Here is a 15,939-nt window from a genome sequence, read left to right as displayed (position 1 = left end):
CGGCCATGGCGCCGAGTGCCGTCGCCGGCAGGCTGCGGTCGCCGGTGTCGGGCATGCCGCCCTTGGAGCCGTCGCCGCCGGAGCCGCCGCTGCCGGAGCCGTTATCGGAACCGCCGCCCGAACCGCCGCCCGGCGTGCCGGGGTTCTCCGGGGTGCCGGGGGTCCCGGGTTCCTCGGCGTAGCTGTTGGTGAAGACCGGCGGCAGGTTGGCGTCGCCCTCGTAGGAGACCTTCGCCGACAGGTAGCCCGTCTTGGAGCCGTCGGCCGCCTCGTCGCTCACCGTGACGACGATCTTACGCACGGCCTTGTCGTAGGTCACGTGTGCCTGGCCATCGTCGACCTCGCTCACCGTGAAGGTGTAGGTACCGGCCTGCTTGAAGGTCAGCGCGTCGAACGTGACGCTGCCGTCGGCGGCGTTCTTGGCGGTCGACATGACCTTGCCGTCCCGGCTCTTGAGCTCGAAGCCGAACTGCGCCGCCTTGAGCTCGGCGCCCTTGAGCACCTTGGCGGCGCCCAGCTTGAGGGTGACGGGCGCGGCCTCGTAGCCGTTGGTGAACGTCACCGAGTCATCGCCCGCGGGGTTGCCCTCGGCATCCACAAGCTCGTGCTCGACGGTGAGCGTGCCGTTCCCGGCATCGGTGACCGTCGTGTGCACGCGGTAGGTCGCCCTGTCGTACGTCACGCCGCCCGCCGCGCCGGCGACCTCGCGCAGCTCGTAGCTGTGCGTGCCGGGCGCGGTATAGGTGACGGGGCCGAGCGCCACCGTGCCGTCTGCGGCGTTCTTGCCCGTCGCCGCAATACTCTCGCTGCCGTCGGCGTTGATCTCGACCAGCTGGAACTCAAACTCGCCCTCGGCCAGGTCGCGGCCCTTGAGCTTCTTGTTCACCTTGATCTGATCGGTGACGGAGCTCGGGGTGGGCTCCACGCCGTAGGTGTTGGTGAACTCGAACGCGCCCTTGCCCTCGGGCGTGCCCTCGGCGGGCAGGACCTTCGCGGCGAGCGTGCCCGTGTTGGTGTCCTCGACCACCTTGACCATGAAGGTCCTGGACGCCACCGCGTCGTTGGCCACGCCGTCGACCGAGCCGGACTCGCTCACCCGGTAGGCGAACGTCTTGGTGCGCAGGCCGTCGCCGTCGATCTCGACGTCATCGAGGTCGCTCGGCTGCCTGAACGTGACGCTGCCCAGCTCGACGTTGCCGGCGGCGTCGTTGGTCGCCTCGGTCACCGTCTTGCCGGAGGCGTCGACCGGTGCGGGCGCGCCGCACAGCGGCTCAATCTTAAAGGTGTACTTGCCCGCAATGTCGGCCTGCGTGAGGCCGAGTCCGGCCCGGCCGAGCGCCAGCGTCTTGGTGCCCGCGAGGTCGACTGTAGCCTCGTTGGTGCCGTAGCCGTTCACGAACGACAGCGTGCCGTCGGAGCCCGCGGGGTAGGCCACGGCCACATCCAGCCCGCCCTTGCCGTTATCGGTCACCTTGACCGTGATATCGAAGCTCGAGGCGGTCGCCGTCACGCCCGCGGACAGCCGGTCCGTGCCGTCCTCGGATACGGTATAGGGAATGATCCAGGAGCCGTCGGCGGCCCTGGTGGCGATGCCGTCCGCCACCATCCGCTCGAGAGCGTCGGTAGTGTAGGCAATGGGCGAGAACGCAAGTCCCGCGGCCTCGCCGTCGCCGGAGGCCTGGTTGGTCGCGGTCGCGACCACGTTACCTTGGGCATCGCGGACGGAGAACGAGAACTCGCCCGCCGCCGCGGCTCGGCCCGTCAGCGTCTTGGTGGCGTTAATTGCCACGTTGCCCTCGCCGCCAAGCGTTCCGGTGGCCTCGTAGGAGTTCTGGAACGCGACCGTCACGGGCGCGGGCGCCGACGTGGCGTCATCTGCCGTGGAGACCTCGCTGCGTGCGACCTCGACACCGTCCTTGGCAACCGCGGTCGTGACCGTGAGTCTGCCCGTCGCGGCGTCGTAGGCGGGCGCGATGGTCGCCGTGCGCGGCGCGGTGTCGTTGGCGTAGCCCTCGCCGCCGAGCTTGGTCTCGGTGACGGTGAAGCTGTAGGTCTTGCCCGCGTCGGCGTCGGTGAACTTCACGTCGCTCTCCGCGGCACCGCCGATGAGGTCGACCAGGTCGGCCGCGCCGTCATCGGCAGCGGCCACGGCGTAGGCATCCTTGTCGGTCTTGAGGCCGAGCTTGGCGGCCGTCTCGGCGTCGGCGGTCACGGTGAAGGCGAACTGTCCCGCCTCCATGGCGCGGCCGGAGAGCGTCTTGGACAGGCGCACGCCCGCGCGGGCCGAGTAGTCGAGCTCGGTCGTGTAGGTGTTGACGAAGTCGCCGCCGCTCACCTGCGCGATCGCGGGCGTCGTGGCCGTGAGGTTGCCGGAGCCGTCGTCGGTCACGGTCACCGTCATCGTGGCGGCGTGGCCGTCGTAGTCCACACCGGCGATGGCAGAGCCGTCATCGGGCCTGACCTCGCGCACCGCGTAGGTGAAGGTCTTGGCGCGCACGCGCTTGCCGCCGACCTCGGCGAACCCGGCGTCCTTGATGTCATCAAGCGTGTAGCGGATGGGGCCGAAGTCGAAGGCGACCCCATCGCCCGCCTTGGTGCCGGCGACGGCCGTCACGCTGACGGTCTTGGAGCCGTCGGCAGAGCCCTCGGGCATGGGGGCGCCGCCCTCGCCCGTAAGCGTGAACTGGAAGCTGTCGCCCTCGGCCCAGTCGCGGCCCTTGAGCGTCTTGGTGAAGAGCCCCGCGGTGGAGACGTCCCTGCCCTCGGTGGCCGAACCGTACGTGTTGGTGAACGCCGCGGTCGCGCCGTCCTCGGTCACGGTGCCCTCGGCCTTGGAGCCGTCAGCCCCGTTAACAGCAGTCGTGTAGCCCTCGGCCGCATCCTCGGTCACGGTGTAGCACGCGCCCACGGGCAGGCCGGCGATGGTCTTCTCCCCGCCGTCCTTGAGCGTGAAGGTCGCCTTGCCGTCCGCGAACGTCACGGCGTCCTCGCCCTTGCCGAAGGTGCCGGAGACGGGCTCGCCGTCCCCGTCGGTCAGCGCGACCGTGAAGCCGAACTCGCGCTGGCTGTCGCCGCCGACGACCGTCTTCTTGACGGTGAGGCTGCCGGTCTTGGCGGTGTTGGTAAAGACCGCCGCCTCGACCGTGCGCTCAGCAGCGTCGCCCGCATCGTCGGTCAGCTGTGCAATCTTGGTCTTGGCAAACAGCTTACCGGCGCCATCGTCGGCCACCGTGACGGTGGCACGATAGGTGGCCTTCGAGAAGGTGAGCGCCGTCTCGTCACCCGCCTGCTCGGCAATCACATAGGTATAGGTGCCGGGCTTGGTGTACTCGATAGTGCCGAAGTTGCCGACCTGAACGTCCTTGCTCAGCGCAATCGTCGACACACCGTCCTGGGCGCCCTTGGGCATGGGTGCCTCGCCCTGGGCGGTCAGCGTCATGGTAAAGGCATCCGACGTCGTCCAGTTGCGTCCGGAGATCTTCTTTTGGACCTTAAAGGCGTTCTCCACCTTCGTGAACTCAACGCTATAGATATTGGTGAAGCCCACCTGCGTTGCCTGTCCGACGATGCCCTTCTGGGTGTTCGCCTTATCGGCAACTGCAAAGCCGTCCTCGCTCGTCATGAGGTTGCCCTTGGAGTCGAGCTCCTGTACCTCGTAGTGCGCGCCCACGGGCACGGTAACCGTAACGGAACCGCCGGCGTTAAGCGCGATGGTGCCACCGCTCTTGATCTGTCCGCTTACATAGGTGCCGTTGGTGCCGCTGGGACGACCGGCGTACGCAAAGGTACCGGCCAGAGGCGTTGTGCCATCGGCCTGATAGAGCAGCACCTTAAAGGTAAATGCCTTGTTGGGCGCGGTGATGCCTTCGGCGGCCGTGACCGTCTTGCTCAACGTCAGGCGCCCGTCAGACACCTCGTCGGTAGTGGTGTTGGTCTTGACGGCAGGGTTGTTGCCGACCGCCACCGACGCCTGGTTGGAGATGTCGCCCGAAGCGCCACCGCTCTTAAACGCGTTCTCGGTCACGCGAACCTTAAACTGAACCGTGCCCTCCTTGCCTGCGGGAACGTCCTTCAACGTCCAGGTAAGGCTGCCGTCATTGTCCTTGGAGCCGGCATCCTTATGGTCGCCGGCGAACTCTACGAACTCGGTTCCCGCGGGGACGGCATCGGTGATCTTCACCGTGGCAGACGCGCCCTCGGTGTTCTTGTAGCCGATGGTGTAGGTGAGCTCATCGCCCAGCTTAATGCCCAAGCCACTCGAATCCTGAGCATCACTCTCGGACTTCTTGGGCACGTAGTTGGTCGTGGTGCCGGTATAGCTCTTGTTGCCAACCGTAATAGTGGCGGCGTTTTTGACGGTGCCGACAGCGCCCTGGGCATCTTCCACGGCGTCCTCGGTAATCTTGACGCGCACGCGCACCGAACCGTGGCTGCCCGCGGGTTGCTTACCCAGGTCCCAAGTAAGCGACTGTCCGCTCGCGGCGCCCTTATCGGCACACTCGCCCTCAAAGGCCTCGAACACAACGCCGGCAGGAAGCTTGTCGGTCACGGTCACGTTGGCCGGAACCAAGTTGCCATTGGCATCGGCCTCGGTGTTGACCCAGTTAATGGTGTAGACGTAGGAGTCGCCCACGGAGAGCAACTGCCCGTCGATGTCCACATCGGGCTTCGCAACCGTGCCGATCGTCTTGACCTTATCGCGTGTGTTGTGGAAGACGATCTTGCCGTTCTCGGTACCATTGCGATAGGTCACCTTGGACGTAAGCTTGCCGTTGTTGTTATCGGTCACCTCGAGCAGCACGCGGCACGTCGCGGACGTGTCCACGGGACGCACGCCCTCGGGCAGGTTGGCCAAGCGCTCTTTTGCCACCAGGTTAAAGCTGTAGGTAGTGGTGTGGTCGGCATTGTGTTGCTTGGTGGCAACACCATCCTTCACAGCGCCAGCAAGGTCAATCGTCAGCTCATGGGATCCGCCGAGAGCGCCGCCAAGCTTAAAGTTAACCTTGCCGAAGTCGACCGTGGCGATACCGTTATCGCTCGCCTGGGTCTTACCCTCATCCATCTTTTCGAGCGAGCCATCGGTCTTCTCGGCATACAGGTCAAACGTATACTGACCCGCCTCAATCTTGTCGCCGGAGTCCATTACCTTCTCGGCAGCAAGACCGTCGAATGTTCCGGTCGCGATGTAGCTGTTGGTAAAGGACACCTGGGCCTTGGCGGTACCGCTCTCGGAGCTAAAGGTATTCGCATCGCGGGGCTCTTCAACGTCGTTGGCGTCATAGTGCTTGACCGTGGTCACGGTATAGAGCGAACCGTTATCGCGCTTCTTAACCGCAATCTCTACCTTCCAATAGGTGGAGTCGTATGTATAGCCGCCCCTACCGCCGCCATTCTCGACAATCTTGTAGGCAAACGTCTTGTCCGCATCGCCCGTCGCGAAGGTCAGGCCGCCCAAAATACCGGTGTGGGACGTGCCATCGGCCTGCGGTTCATCGTTCGTAACGGTGAGCTCACCCTCATCCGCGCGCAGCAGCTTGTTGAGCTTTTCGATTGAAGCATCGTCTTCGCCCGTCACCGTAAAGCCAAACATGCCGGCATGCAGATCGTGCCCGTTAAGCGTCTTGACGATCTCCAAACCGCCCTGGAGCTCGTAGCTCGTTGAAGTTTGGTAACTATTGGTAAAGATGAAGCCTTCCGAGCCGGTCGTGCCATCGGCACGCGCTACAAGTTTGCCGCCCTCATCGGTTACGGTGACCGTCACGGTATAGACGTGCTGGTCATACTTCCACTCGCCAAGACCGCTGTTCGCAGCCACCTCGTTAATAGCGAACTTATACGTGCCCGGCTTGTTGAAGGTGAGCTTCGAGAAGTCAAGCTGGTAGTGCTCCCCGTCCTTGAGGCCCTCCTTCGTTTGCTTCTTCTCAGCGTAGCCGTTCTCCGCACTCATCGAAGAGCCGGTGATGAGCTTGCCGTCGATAGCAGCCTTGGTGACATCATCGGCCGCGGTCATGGCAAAGGTAAACTTGTCCGGAGCATTGGCACCGGCAACCACCTTGGTCACGGACGGAGTATAGGTTGCTGCCTCGGCGACCGTATAGGTGTTCTTGAATTTGACCGTCGCGACACCGGTAGACGTCGCATCCGACGGGTAGATCCACTGGCCCTCGAGCTCGTCCTTGCCATCGACCTGCTTGCTTACCGATGTCGTGACCCTAAGCGTGCCGTCGCCGTTATCCGCTACGACGGCCCTAACCGTATGGACCGTCTCGTCGTACGTATAGCCCGTCGCTTTGTCGTCAATCTCGCTCACCGTATAGGTGAACGTCTTGCCGGCATCATCCTGAGTGAAGGTCAGCCCGCCCGCAGGTACCAAACTTACGGTCTTGGGAGCGTTGGCCTCGACATTTGCGGTCTCAAAGACCTTGCCATTCGTGGAAATGCCAACCTTGCTGGCAGACGTCTCGTCAGCAGGCTTGACGATATAACGGAACGTGCTCTTAGGCGAGCCAAAAATGGTCGCGTCCTTGGGATACGTCAACGTCTTCTCGATCTGCAAACCGCCATTGGCGCCATAGTCGAGACTTGCCGTGTAACGGTTCACAAACGAGACAGCAGGCGTCGTGGCGCCGGTCTCACTTGCATCGTACTGCTGCACGTAAGTATGCGAATCTTGCTTGAGCTCGGCAATCTTTTCGTCCGTCAACGCGCTCGCATCGCCGGTATCGCCCAGCAGCTCCGTCACACCCGCGCCCTTGAGCACGGTCGTCACGGTGTAGAGCTTGGCGGGGTTGTTTTCGCTCGCAAGAACCTTAACGAGCACGATGGCGTCGCCGGTGTAGCCGGTGTCATAGGTGTAGCCGGCGGCCACAGGCTGGTTCTCGTGGATGCGATAGGCAAACGTATGGCCCAGGTCCTGCTCCGTGAGCTTGCGGGCAAAGAGCTTCTCTTCCCCGCTTGCGCTCACCACAGCGCCGGACACGCCGGCCCCTGCCACCTTATTGGACAGGCTGGCCTCGGAGCCATCGACCGACGTCTGAACGCCGTTGTACCAAAGGCCCGTCACGGCAAAGGTAAACTGGCCCGCGGTAGAGGCGCGACCCTCAAGGGTCTTGCTCACCGTCACGCCATCAAAGGTACCCGATGCATGGTACGCGTTGGTAAAGGCAGCCTTGTCGGTTACGAGCTTGTCCGCATCGGAGGCACCGGTGTTGGCGTAGGTCACGCTCGACACGCGCAGCTTGCCCGTGTGGTTGCCCGACTCATCCAGATCGGTCACTACAACGGTCGCGCGTGCGGTGTGCTTGTCCATGGACATGCTCGCCGGGGCACCAAGCGCGACATTCTCGGTGATATTGAAGCTAAAGGTGCCCGCGCGGTTGAATGTCACGGTCGGGGCGGCTTCGGTGCCAAAGGAGAACGAGGCAACGCGTCCCGACTCGGGCGTGCTGGCGACGGCCTGGTTAGTGCCGATGGCAATGGCCCCATCCGTTACCGCCTGCTTTGTGGTCTTGCCCAGGCCAGTTGCGCTGGCATCGTCCGCAGCGGCGGCAAGGTTAAAGGTATAGCTCTCGCCCTGGTTCCAGTCGCGACCGCTCACGGTCTTCTGACCCTGCAGGGTAACGCTCACGGGCTCCACGCTATATATATTGGTAAAGGAAGGCGTGGCGTTGTTGTCCAGCTGCTTTACCGAGCCGTCTTCTGTGATCTTGTAGTACTCGATCGAAGTCTGGATGCCGGCACCCTTCTTGGCGTTGCGTACTACGGCGTAATAGACCGATCCGTCGTAGGTCATGCCCGCAACGCTGCCGGGATCCTCGGCGAACTTGTACACGCAGGCGCGCCCCGCATCTTTCTTGGCGGTATAAGAGATATCCGGCCATCTCACCGCGCCATCGACGTTGCCAACTTTCATGGTGTTGTCTTCGGCGCCCTGGGGCATGGGGGCCGTCATGCTCTTATCGACCGTATCGGGGTTGAACACCGCATTGACATCCGCATAGCCACCCATGCCCTCGAGCGTAAAGCTAAAGGCGTTCTGGGCAAGCGGGAACGTCCCCGCGTTGTCGACTAGGGTCTTTTTAGCTTGGATGGGGATCTTCGACTCGTGCGCATCGTAGCGGTTGATGAAGGTTGCGACCTTACCGGCGACCTCGACTTCCTTCTCGGTGCCTCCGTCGTCGCGCACCTGCTTCATCGTCACGCTCTTAACGACAAGAGCACCAGCTTGGTTGTCCTCCACCACGACCTTCGCGGTATAGACGGCGGCAGAGTAGCTTATGCCGTCTGCCCTGGCGTCGGGTTCGGGGATACCCTCCTGGATGGTATAGGTGTAGGTGCCCGGCTTGTAATAGGTGATGTCGCCAAACGTTGCCGGCTGGTCATCCTCGGTGAGCTCGACCGTCGACACCTTGCTCTTGGCGCCATTGGGCATGGGGACGACGCCGTCGGCCGTAAGCTGCGCGGTAAAGGTTTCGCCATCGGCCCAATTGCGGCCCTTGAGCAGCTTCTTGGCGCTCAGGCCATTCTGGGCATCGAGCGTTACGGGGCTGGCGCTGTATTTGTTGGTGAACTCGAGCTTGTTGCTGGCAGGAATCTGTCCGTCCTCGAGCGTGGCAATCGTGCCCGTGATGGTGTTGCCGGTTCCGAACTGTTCCTCGCCGCCGACCATGCGGCTAACGAGTCTAAAGCCGGCCGGAAGCACCGACTCGTCGGCAGAGCCGGTCACCGTGTTAACGATGCTCGCCAGCACGTTGCCATTGGACTCCTCGCCCTTGGTGGTGAGCTCGCTCACGCTATAGCTGTCGTCCTTCTTAAGGTCGTATACGCGAATGGTCTCGCCGGCCTTGATGGAATGGGTGCTGCCGTTCTTGAGCGTGAAGGAGTTGCCCACGGCATTGCCGTTCGCATCGAATACGCGTGCCTCGTAGCCCTTTTGGGACTCCGGCAGGGTGAACTTAAATGTAAACGTCAGGTCGTTGTTGCTCGCGTCCTTGGTAGGCGCGGTAAGGCCATTGTCTGCCGTCACGGTCTTGGTCACTTGCAGTCGTGCCACGCGACGATCGGTATACTGCACGGCCGTTGCCGTGGTAAAGAGATGATTGAGCTGAAGCGTGCCGAGGTCAGTGCCGTTAGCGTCATCGTCTTGGTAGAGGGCCATGCGGTTGATGCCCGTGTCGGCATAGATGGTCGCCAGCTGGCCGTCACGGACGCCCTTGTCCTCGACATAACGCAAGACGGTCTTGGTGCCCTGCATTGTCTTGTCATAGCGCATGTGCATCAGGCCGTCCGCAAGAGTCGGCGTCACGCCCTTGGCGGTACTTGTCTGGCCCCACGTCAGTTTTCCGTTGGCATCCATACCAGTTGCGCTCTGCAGCTTGCCCTTGATGTGCGTAAGCGTGTTATCGATCGAATCGGGAAAACCAAACTGCGCCAGAGAGGCAATGAGCGAGCCCGGGCCGCTCATACTACGCACGCCGTCGTTCTCCTCGCCGGCATCAACATACACGCCCGAATCGTCCACGATCACCTTGGTAATGGTGGTATTTGACTCGTAGCCATCCGGGCTCAACGATTCGCGCAGATAGTACGTACCCTTGATAAGGGGCTTATGCTTTGTCGAATCGAGCGGGAAGCATGCAGCACCCTCAATGTCATACGGATAGGTCATGCCGTTTGCCTGCACGGTGTCATACGGCTCGGCACCCGATTGAATGGCATAGGTTTTAGGACTATTGCCGGTAACGTCCTCGGCCTTGTACAGTTCAAACGTCGCGCCGTTCACGGGCTTGCCCAGGTCATCGACCTTCTGCACAAACAGACGGTTCTGAACGTTCGTGAGGTGGATCACGGTTGAGAACTGCCTGTTTGTCGCTTGGTATTCAACCATGGAGGTGTTCTCCGTGGTTGCCTCTGCCAGAGACGACGCCGTGGTGTGGTAGACCGCCACGGTATATTCGGATTTGGTCTTGTCTTCCATCATGGCGGCGTACTTCTCGATATCGCCGGGCAACGACCTAACCGTTACCTCGTAGTCGCCCTTGGTGTTGACGGCGAAGACGCTCGTGTCCGCCGATTTGGCGGCCCCTACCGCGCCCTCAATGCCGTGTTTGGAGCACAGCTTGTAGCCATCGAGCGGATTGCCCGTGACTGGCGTCCATGCATTTTCGCTTTTATGGTCCTCGCTCGCACCGGTGAGCTTAAGCACGACAGCGAAGGTCGCACCCGAGCTAATGGCGTTACCCTTATTGTCTTTTTTTTCTTTATCGAGAGATATGGTCTCTTTCGCGGCCAGATAGCCGCCGTTGAGCCACATGCGGCTACCCGTCCATTGCGTTGCGCCGTCGGCCATGGTGACCGTTGTTTCCGGTGCAACAACCACGCCACCCGAGCCACTCGCCGCAGCTTGCTTGTACTGCAGGTGCAGCTCGCCTGGCGTTGCAGTGGTCGACGAGGTCAAGCTCGAGCGGTATCCCTCAGGCAGCTTTTCTTCTTTGAGTACAAAGTAGTCGCAATGATTGGTGTTGTGTTCTTCGTCGAACGAGAGAACCGAGCCACCCGGCTTCAAAAGCACCAGCTGACCCTTGTCGTCCGTCGTACCCAGGGCGATGGCCTCGCCTTGCGTGTTCCAGTTGGCATCCGACCGATACAAGGCAAACTCGGCGCCCTGGACCGCCTCGCCGTTCTGGTTGACCTTCTCGACCTCGGACGACGGCAGGGTGGTGAGGTTGAACTTAAGCGACATATTCGATGCGCCCGCGCCGCGCTCCAGATAAAAGAAGCTCAGCGTGTGCTTGGTGCTGTCGCGGAAGGTGTTGTCGCGGAAGTTTTTGGTATCTGCGCCGGCGGCGTCGAACTTCGCCTTGATGGTGGTATTTTCGATTTCCTTCTTGGTTCCATTCGCACCGTCGACATGACCGACTTTTACTTCACCAGTGGCGAAATTAATCTTAAGCGTTGCTTTCTCGTGAATGCCGCCCAGATCGCCCACGAGCACGCCGTCGATATACACCCACACATCGTCGTCGCCCGAGAACTCAAAGACCATGTCCTCGCCTTTAGTGGTCTTGCCACCGTTAGGCTGGACAAACTCCGTGGTCATGGACATGCCAAAGTGATGGTTGAGATCCGTGCTTCCATCAACGATCTTTTTAGGGGAGAGGTTGTTGCCGTTCTCATCAAAAACCTTGCTTGCAGAGTCAAAGGGAAAGAACTGGCCCAGATTGGTTTCTTTGCTCGCATCGCCCTTATATACGCCCGCTTTATCGTAGACGTCAAAGGAATTGGTCGTGAAGTTATACACAGCGTAGTTGCCGTTAGAGCCGTACGAGTCGTAGACGTAGTAACCATCCTTGAGCTGGAAGAGGCCCTTCACGTTGCTGTAGACAGCCTTGCCATCCTGCTTGCCATTTGCCTGACTGTCATTATTAAAGAGATAAGCCAGCGACTCGTCGGTGTAGTTAACACCCTGGCCTTGGGAGGCGTAGGTGCCAGCCTTGATCTCCGGATAGCCCTTTACAAGCTGGTCCTTAACAAACTGTAGGCGACCGTAGCCAGCAGTACCGATTTTGCCCGTCCACTTGTTAATGCCCGTACCGGCACCACCATTGAACTTGAGCTGACGGTCTTTATTGATGCCGGTGTTGTCATTCTTGTTGTCATTGTTTGTGTTCTTCGAGCTATCGTTATCGCCGTTCACGACCCAGTAGTCGAACAGATTGACCGTGGTGCCGGTGGGATTCACCGTCTGCACGGTATGGTTGCTATAGGGAACCGTCTGATCGGCCGACGCGCTCGTCGCACCAAACATGAGCGCACACGCCGCCAGCGGGACGGCCAAAACCCTTAAGGCGCGCTTGGCAGTATTGGTTTTCTCGCCAAAAGGCTCCAATATTTCTCGAACTCTCGCACACAAGCGATTCATGAAGGCCCTCCCCAATCCATGAGGACGGCAAGCAGTAGCTCGTTATATGTGTGTCGTCGTCCCCATCGATGCAAATATACGCCCCCCCCCCGCGCAGAAACGCAAGGCGGGTCATCGCTATATGTTTAAAATTGTAGCAATTTGGCTGACCCGAAATTCCGCATCAGGTTGCCACTCAGGCATAAAAGCGAACCATTCGCGCCACCAAGGGGACCCGCCGAAATAAATCCACCGGCAATCCTTGCCCCCTACCGTCCAAAAATGACTGCTCGAAGTTGCGGTGGAATAGTTCCTGTTTGGCTGCTCAAACCGCAAAAACAGGAACTATTTCACCGCAACTTATTGAGGGATGGGTTTTAGATACGGCCGAGGCCGTAGGCTCGAGCGGCTGCCTCGCCGGCGCAGATGAGGTTGGCAGTGGCTTCTTGCGCACCGAGCGCCCGCTCCAGGTTCATGGGCTTGCGACAGATCGGCAGTACAAGGTCGATGCCTTGCCCATACACCGCATCCAGGTTGTCGGCGCGACCGCCCACGACGGCGACCACCGGCTTGCTGAAGCGCTTGGCGCGACGCGCCACGCCCACCGGAGCCTTGCCGGCGGCGGACTGCTCGTCCATGTTGCCCTCGCCCGTTATGACCAGGTCCACATCGCGCACGCGCTCGTCGAATCCCACAAGGTCGAGTACTGTCTCCACGCCCGAGCGCAGCTCGGCGCCAAGTGCCAGCAGCGCGGCGCCCAGCCCACCGGCAGCACCCGCGCCGGGCACGCCGAGTACCGAGCCAAATGTCCGTGCGCCCTCGGGCACGCGCAGCAGCCTCTGAGCTCGAGCCTCGGCAATCGCCGCATCGAGCAAGCGACCGTAGCCGACCATCCAGCTGTCGCACCTGCTCAGCATCTCGGCATCATCTGTCGGCAGGCCCTTCTGCCCGCCGAACACCGCCAGTGCGCCGCGACGTCCCACGAGCGGATTCTCAACATCCGAAAGCACGACGATACGCACGCCATCCAACGCCCGCACCGCCGGCACCAGATCAACACCGGCCACTTGCTCAAGGCCCGCGAGCCCCGGCGCAATATCACAGCCGTGGTCATCAACCAAACGCGCGTCCAACGCCTGCAGCATGCCGGCACCGCCATCATTGGTGGCACTGCCACCCAGTCCTATATATAGCGTCTTCGCCCCCGCGCGAACCGCGCGGAGCATCAGCTCGCCCATGCCATAGGTTGTAGCAGCCAGTGCCGCCGGCTCTGTGCAAGGCGAATACCCAATACCCGCAGCCTCGGCCATCTCGATGACAGCCGATTCGCGCTCGCCATCCACCAGCATCCGGGCAGACACGCGATCGCCCAAGGGACCTGCCACTTCGCAGGTCACGATCTCGCCGCCGCACGCGGCGACGGCGTCGAGCGTTCCCTCGCCACCATCCGCCAGCGGCAGCGTGCTCACCTCGGCATCGGGCCACACGCGGCGCACGCCCTCGGCAACCGCCGACTCCGCCTGCGCGCTCGACACACTGCCCTTAAAGGAGTCGATCGCCAGCAGCACGCGACGCGGTCGGCGCTGCACGGGGCCAAAGTCGACCGCCGCACCAGCAATCTCGTCGGCATCAGCCAGCGCCACGGCATGAGCGGCATGCGCCTCAAGATCGGACCCGCAGCCGCAGCCGCCGGAATCCGCGCCGCGCAAACCGGCAAAATAGCCGCTCAGCACCGCGCGGCACTCGTCCGCCAGCACGCCGGCCGTCACATTAAAGCGATGGTTCAGACGCGAATCGGCATTGAGGTCGTATAGCGAACCCAGCGCGCCCGCCTTGGCATCAGCCGCGCCATACACGCAACGCCCCACGCGCGCGTTAACCATAAGCCCCGCACACATGCAGCATGGCTCGAGCGTCACGTAGACCGTGCAATCGGAAAGGCGCCAGCGACCGAGCGACCGAGCGGCAGCGCACAGGGCCGCGAACTCTGCATGAGCCGAAGGATCCTGGTCGAGCTCGCGCCGATTGTGCGCCCTCGCGACGATCTCGCCGTCGCGCACCACTATGGCACCGATGGGCACCTCGCCCACCGCCGCGGCGGCGCGCGCCTCCGCCAGCGCCTCGCGCATGAACTTCTCGTCGATTTCGGTGATCGTCATCGTTCGCCTTCCCTGTTGCAAATTCAAAACGATGCTATCATTACGACTCACGGAGAGATGGCAGAGCGGTTGAATGCGGCGGTCTTGAAAACCGTTGAGCGCGAGAGCGTTCCGGGGGTTCGAATCCCCCTCTCTCCGCCACTCCTAGTGATGCACCGGTGTCATGGTCCGCTCAAACAGCGCATCGACCACGTCGGCTATCTCAGGTCGACGCTCAAGATCGTGGCCCGATTCCCACCATATCGTGAAAAGTCGAATAATACCGCCGGCGACAAACTCAGACGTCGTCTCGAGTGACACGGGGGCCAGGGCATCCTCGGCAAGCACGTTCATCACACGCTCGCGGATGGAGCGGGCAATGCGGTCGCAAATAACGTTGGTCAACATGCCCGACATGCTGCTCGCCAAAATGTTATCCATGAGCCGCTCGTGCGCCAGAATCAAATCCATGGCATCGTCCAAAATCGCGTGTCGAAGCGCGCGCACGTCCTCGGCAGACACCGCGCCGGCCTCATCGGGCTGTTTTTGCGGCAAGCCCGACATGAGCTCATCGATATAAAAGGCAAAGTAATCGTTCTTGTCGCGAAAGTGCTTGTAGAAGGTCGTGCGGCGAATCATGGCGCGGTCGCACAGCATGGCAACCGTCAGGTCCTCAAAACGATGCTCCTCGAGAAGCTCGGTGAAGGCATCGAACAGGGCGCGGTAGGTTTTCTTAATGCGAAGGTCCACTGGTATCGCCATCCTCAGGGCAAAGACAACACTCGTCAATCTGTCGCATATCTTACACCTGTACCTCGCGCGCTTTGCCCCGGTGCCAACCCCGCCGAAAACACAACGCTTACCGGAAAGTTCGGCACGGCAAAACGTTGCGGGTATACTAGTAGCGTTATACCAACGGCAGCTGGCGCATGCCGCCGCGGCCATTCGAAACGGAGACATCATGATTACCGTCATCATCGGCATCGTTGTTGTCATTGTGATTGTCTGCGCCATCGCCGGCATCTACAACAACATGGTCACCAAGCGTAACCGCATCGATAACGCCTGGCAGAACATCGATACGCAGCTGCAGCGCCGCAACGACCTGATCCCCAACCTGGTCGAGACCGTCAAGGGCTACGCCAAGCACGAGCAGGAGACGCTCTCCGCCGTGATCAGCGCGCGTAACACCGCCGTCAAGGCCACTACGCCCGAGGCCAAGATGGAAGCCGACAACGTGCTGACCGGTGCGCTGCGTCAGCTCTTCGCCGTAGCCGAGGCCTATCCCGATCTTAAGGCAAACACCAACTTTACGCAGCTGCAGGCATCGCTCGAGGATACCGAGAACAAGATTAGCTATGCACGCCAAAGCTACAACGACTGCGTGCTCAGCTACAACAACGCCATTCAGACGTTCCCGGCTGTCATCTTTGCCGGCATCTTCCAGTTTAAGGAGCGCCAGGGCTTCGAGGCCGCCGAAGCAGCCCGCCAGGCCCCGACCGTCAAGTTCTAGTAGTTTGGCAGCGCATCCTTAATCGACCAAATGCATAAACTGCCCCGTCGAATGCATACTTCGACGGGGCAGTTTCCTTTTTCGCGAAGGTCCCCCTCTAAGCGCCGTGCATTTTTAGGAGTATTCAACATAACCAAGAGCTTCGGACGCCACGATAAATGCCAAAGACCGCGAATATCCCTGCAAATCAAACGCTGTCAGCCCATAACCCCGCCCATCATTCGTAGAAAACATCGAGAACTCCCGATTTTTTGCCCAAAGCCGGTATGCAGGGGCCTTCGATTGCAGAATACTCGCAAAAATGCACGTCGCCACCACCCCCACATGGCGCGAACCAAAATCAGAACCACCCTTAAAAAGGGTGGTTTGCTCTTAGGGTATAACCCACG

At 61.2% G+C, this 15,939-nt stretch carries 4 protein-coding genes and 1 tRNA gene; 2 read left to right on the top strand and 3 right to left on the bottom strand.

Going from position 1 to position 15,939, the window contains the following annotated elements:
• Both DXC52_RS08855 and tadA read right to left on the bottom strand, forming a co-directional pair.
• The coding region (locus DXC52_RS08855; protein ID WP_158554634.1) for a Spy0128 family protein at window positions 1–11,836 on the bottom strand (11,836 nt) is incomplete at its 3' end.
• 440 nt (window positions 11,837–12,276) lie between these two features.
• The gene (tadA, locus tag DXC52_RS08850; protein ID WP_117746954.1) at window positions 12,277–14,058 is read right to left on the bottom strand and encodes a tRNA adenosine(34) deaminase TadA; all 1,782 of its coding nucleotides are present in this window, start codon (window positions 14,056–14,058) and stop codon (window positions 12,277–12,279) included.
• 51 nt (window positions 14,059–14,109) lie between these two features.
• On the opposite strand from tadA, the gene DXC52_RS08845 reads away from it, so the two are divergent.
• Window positions 14,110–14,199, top strand: a tRNA-Ser gene (locus DXC52_RS08845).
• A 3-nt stretch (window positions 14,200–14,202) separates the two neighbouring features.
• Here DXC52_RS08845 and DXC52_RS08840 read toward each other — a convergent pair.
• The gene (locus tag DXC52_RS08840) at window positions 14,203–14,787 is read right to left on the bottom strand and encodes a TetR/AcrR family transcriptional regulator (protein WP_052044212.1); all 585 of its coding nucleotides are present in this window, start codon (window positions 14,785–14,787) and stop codon (window positions 14,203–14,205) included.
• Window positions 14,788–14,998: 211 nt separating this feature from the next.
• Between DXC52_RS08840 and DXC52_RS08835 the strand changes: the two genes are divergently transcribed.
• Window positions 14,999–15,550: a LemA family protein gene (locus tag DXC52_RS08835; protein ID WP_082421874.1), complete on the top strand. Its 552-nt coding sequence runs from the start codon at window positions 14,999–15,001 to the stop codon at window positions 15,548–15,550.
• Window positions 15,551–15,939: the final 389 nt, after the last annotated feature.

Source organism: Collinsella sp. TF05-9AC (assembly GCF_003438495.1).
Lineage (GTDB): Bacteria > Actinomycetota > Coriobacteriia > Coriobacteriales > Coriobacteriaceae > Collinsella.
Note: the sequence above shows the minus strand (reverse complement) of the source record. Positions and strands in the feature narration are given on the sequence as shown.

Bases quoted from the DNA above. Each gene is read 5' to 3' on its own strand.
- tadA (WP_117746954.1), bottom strand. From the start codon at position 14,058: ATGACGATCACCGAAATCGACGAGAAGTTCATGCGCGAGGCGCTGGCG.
- DXC52_RS08835 (WP_082421874.1), top strand. From the start codon at position 14,999: ATGATTACCGTCATCATCGGCATCGTTGTTGTCATTGTGATTGTCTGC.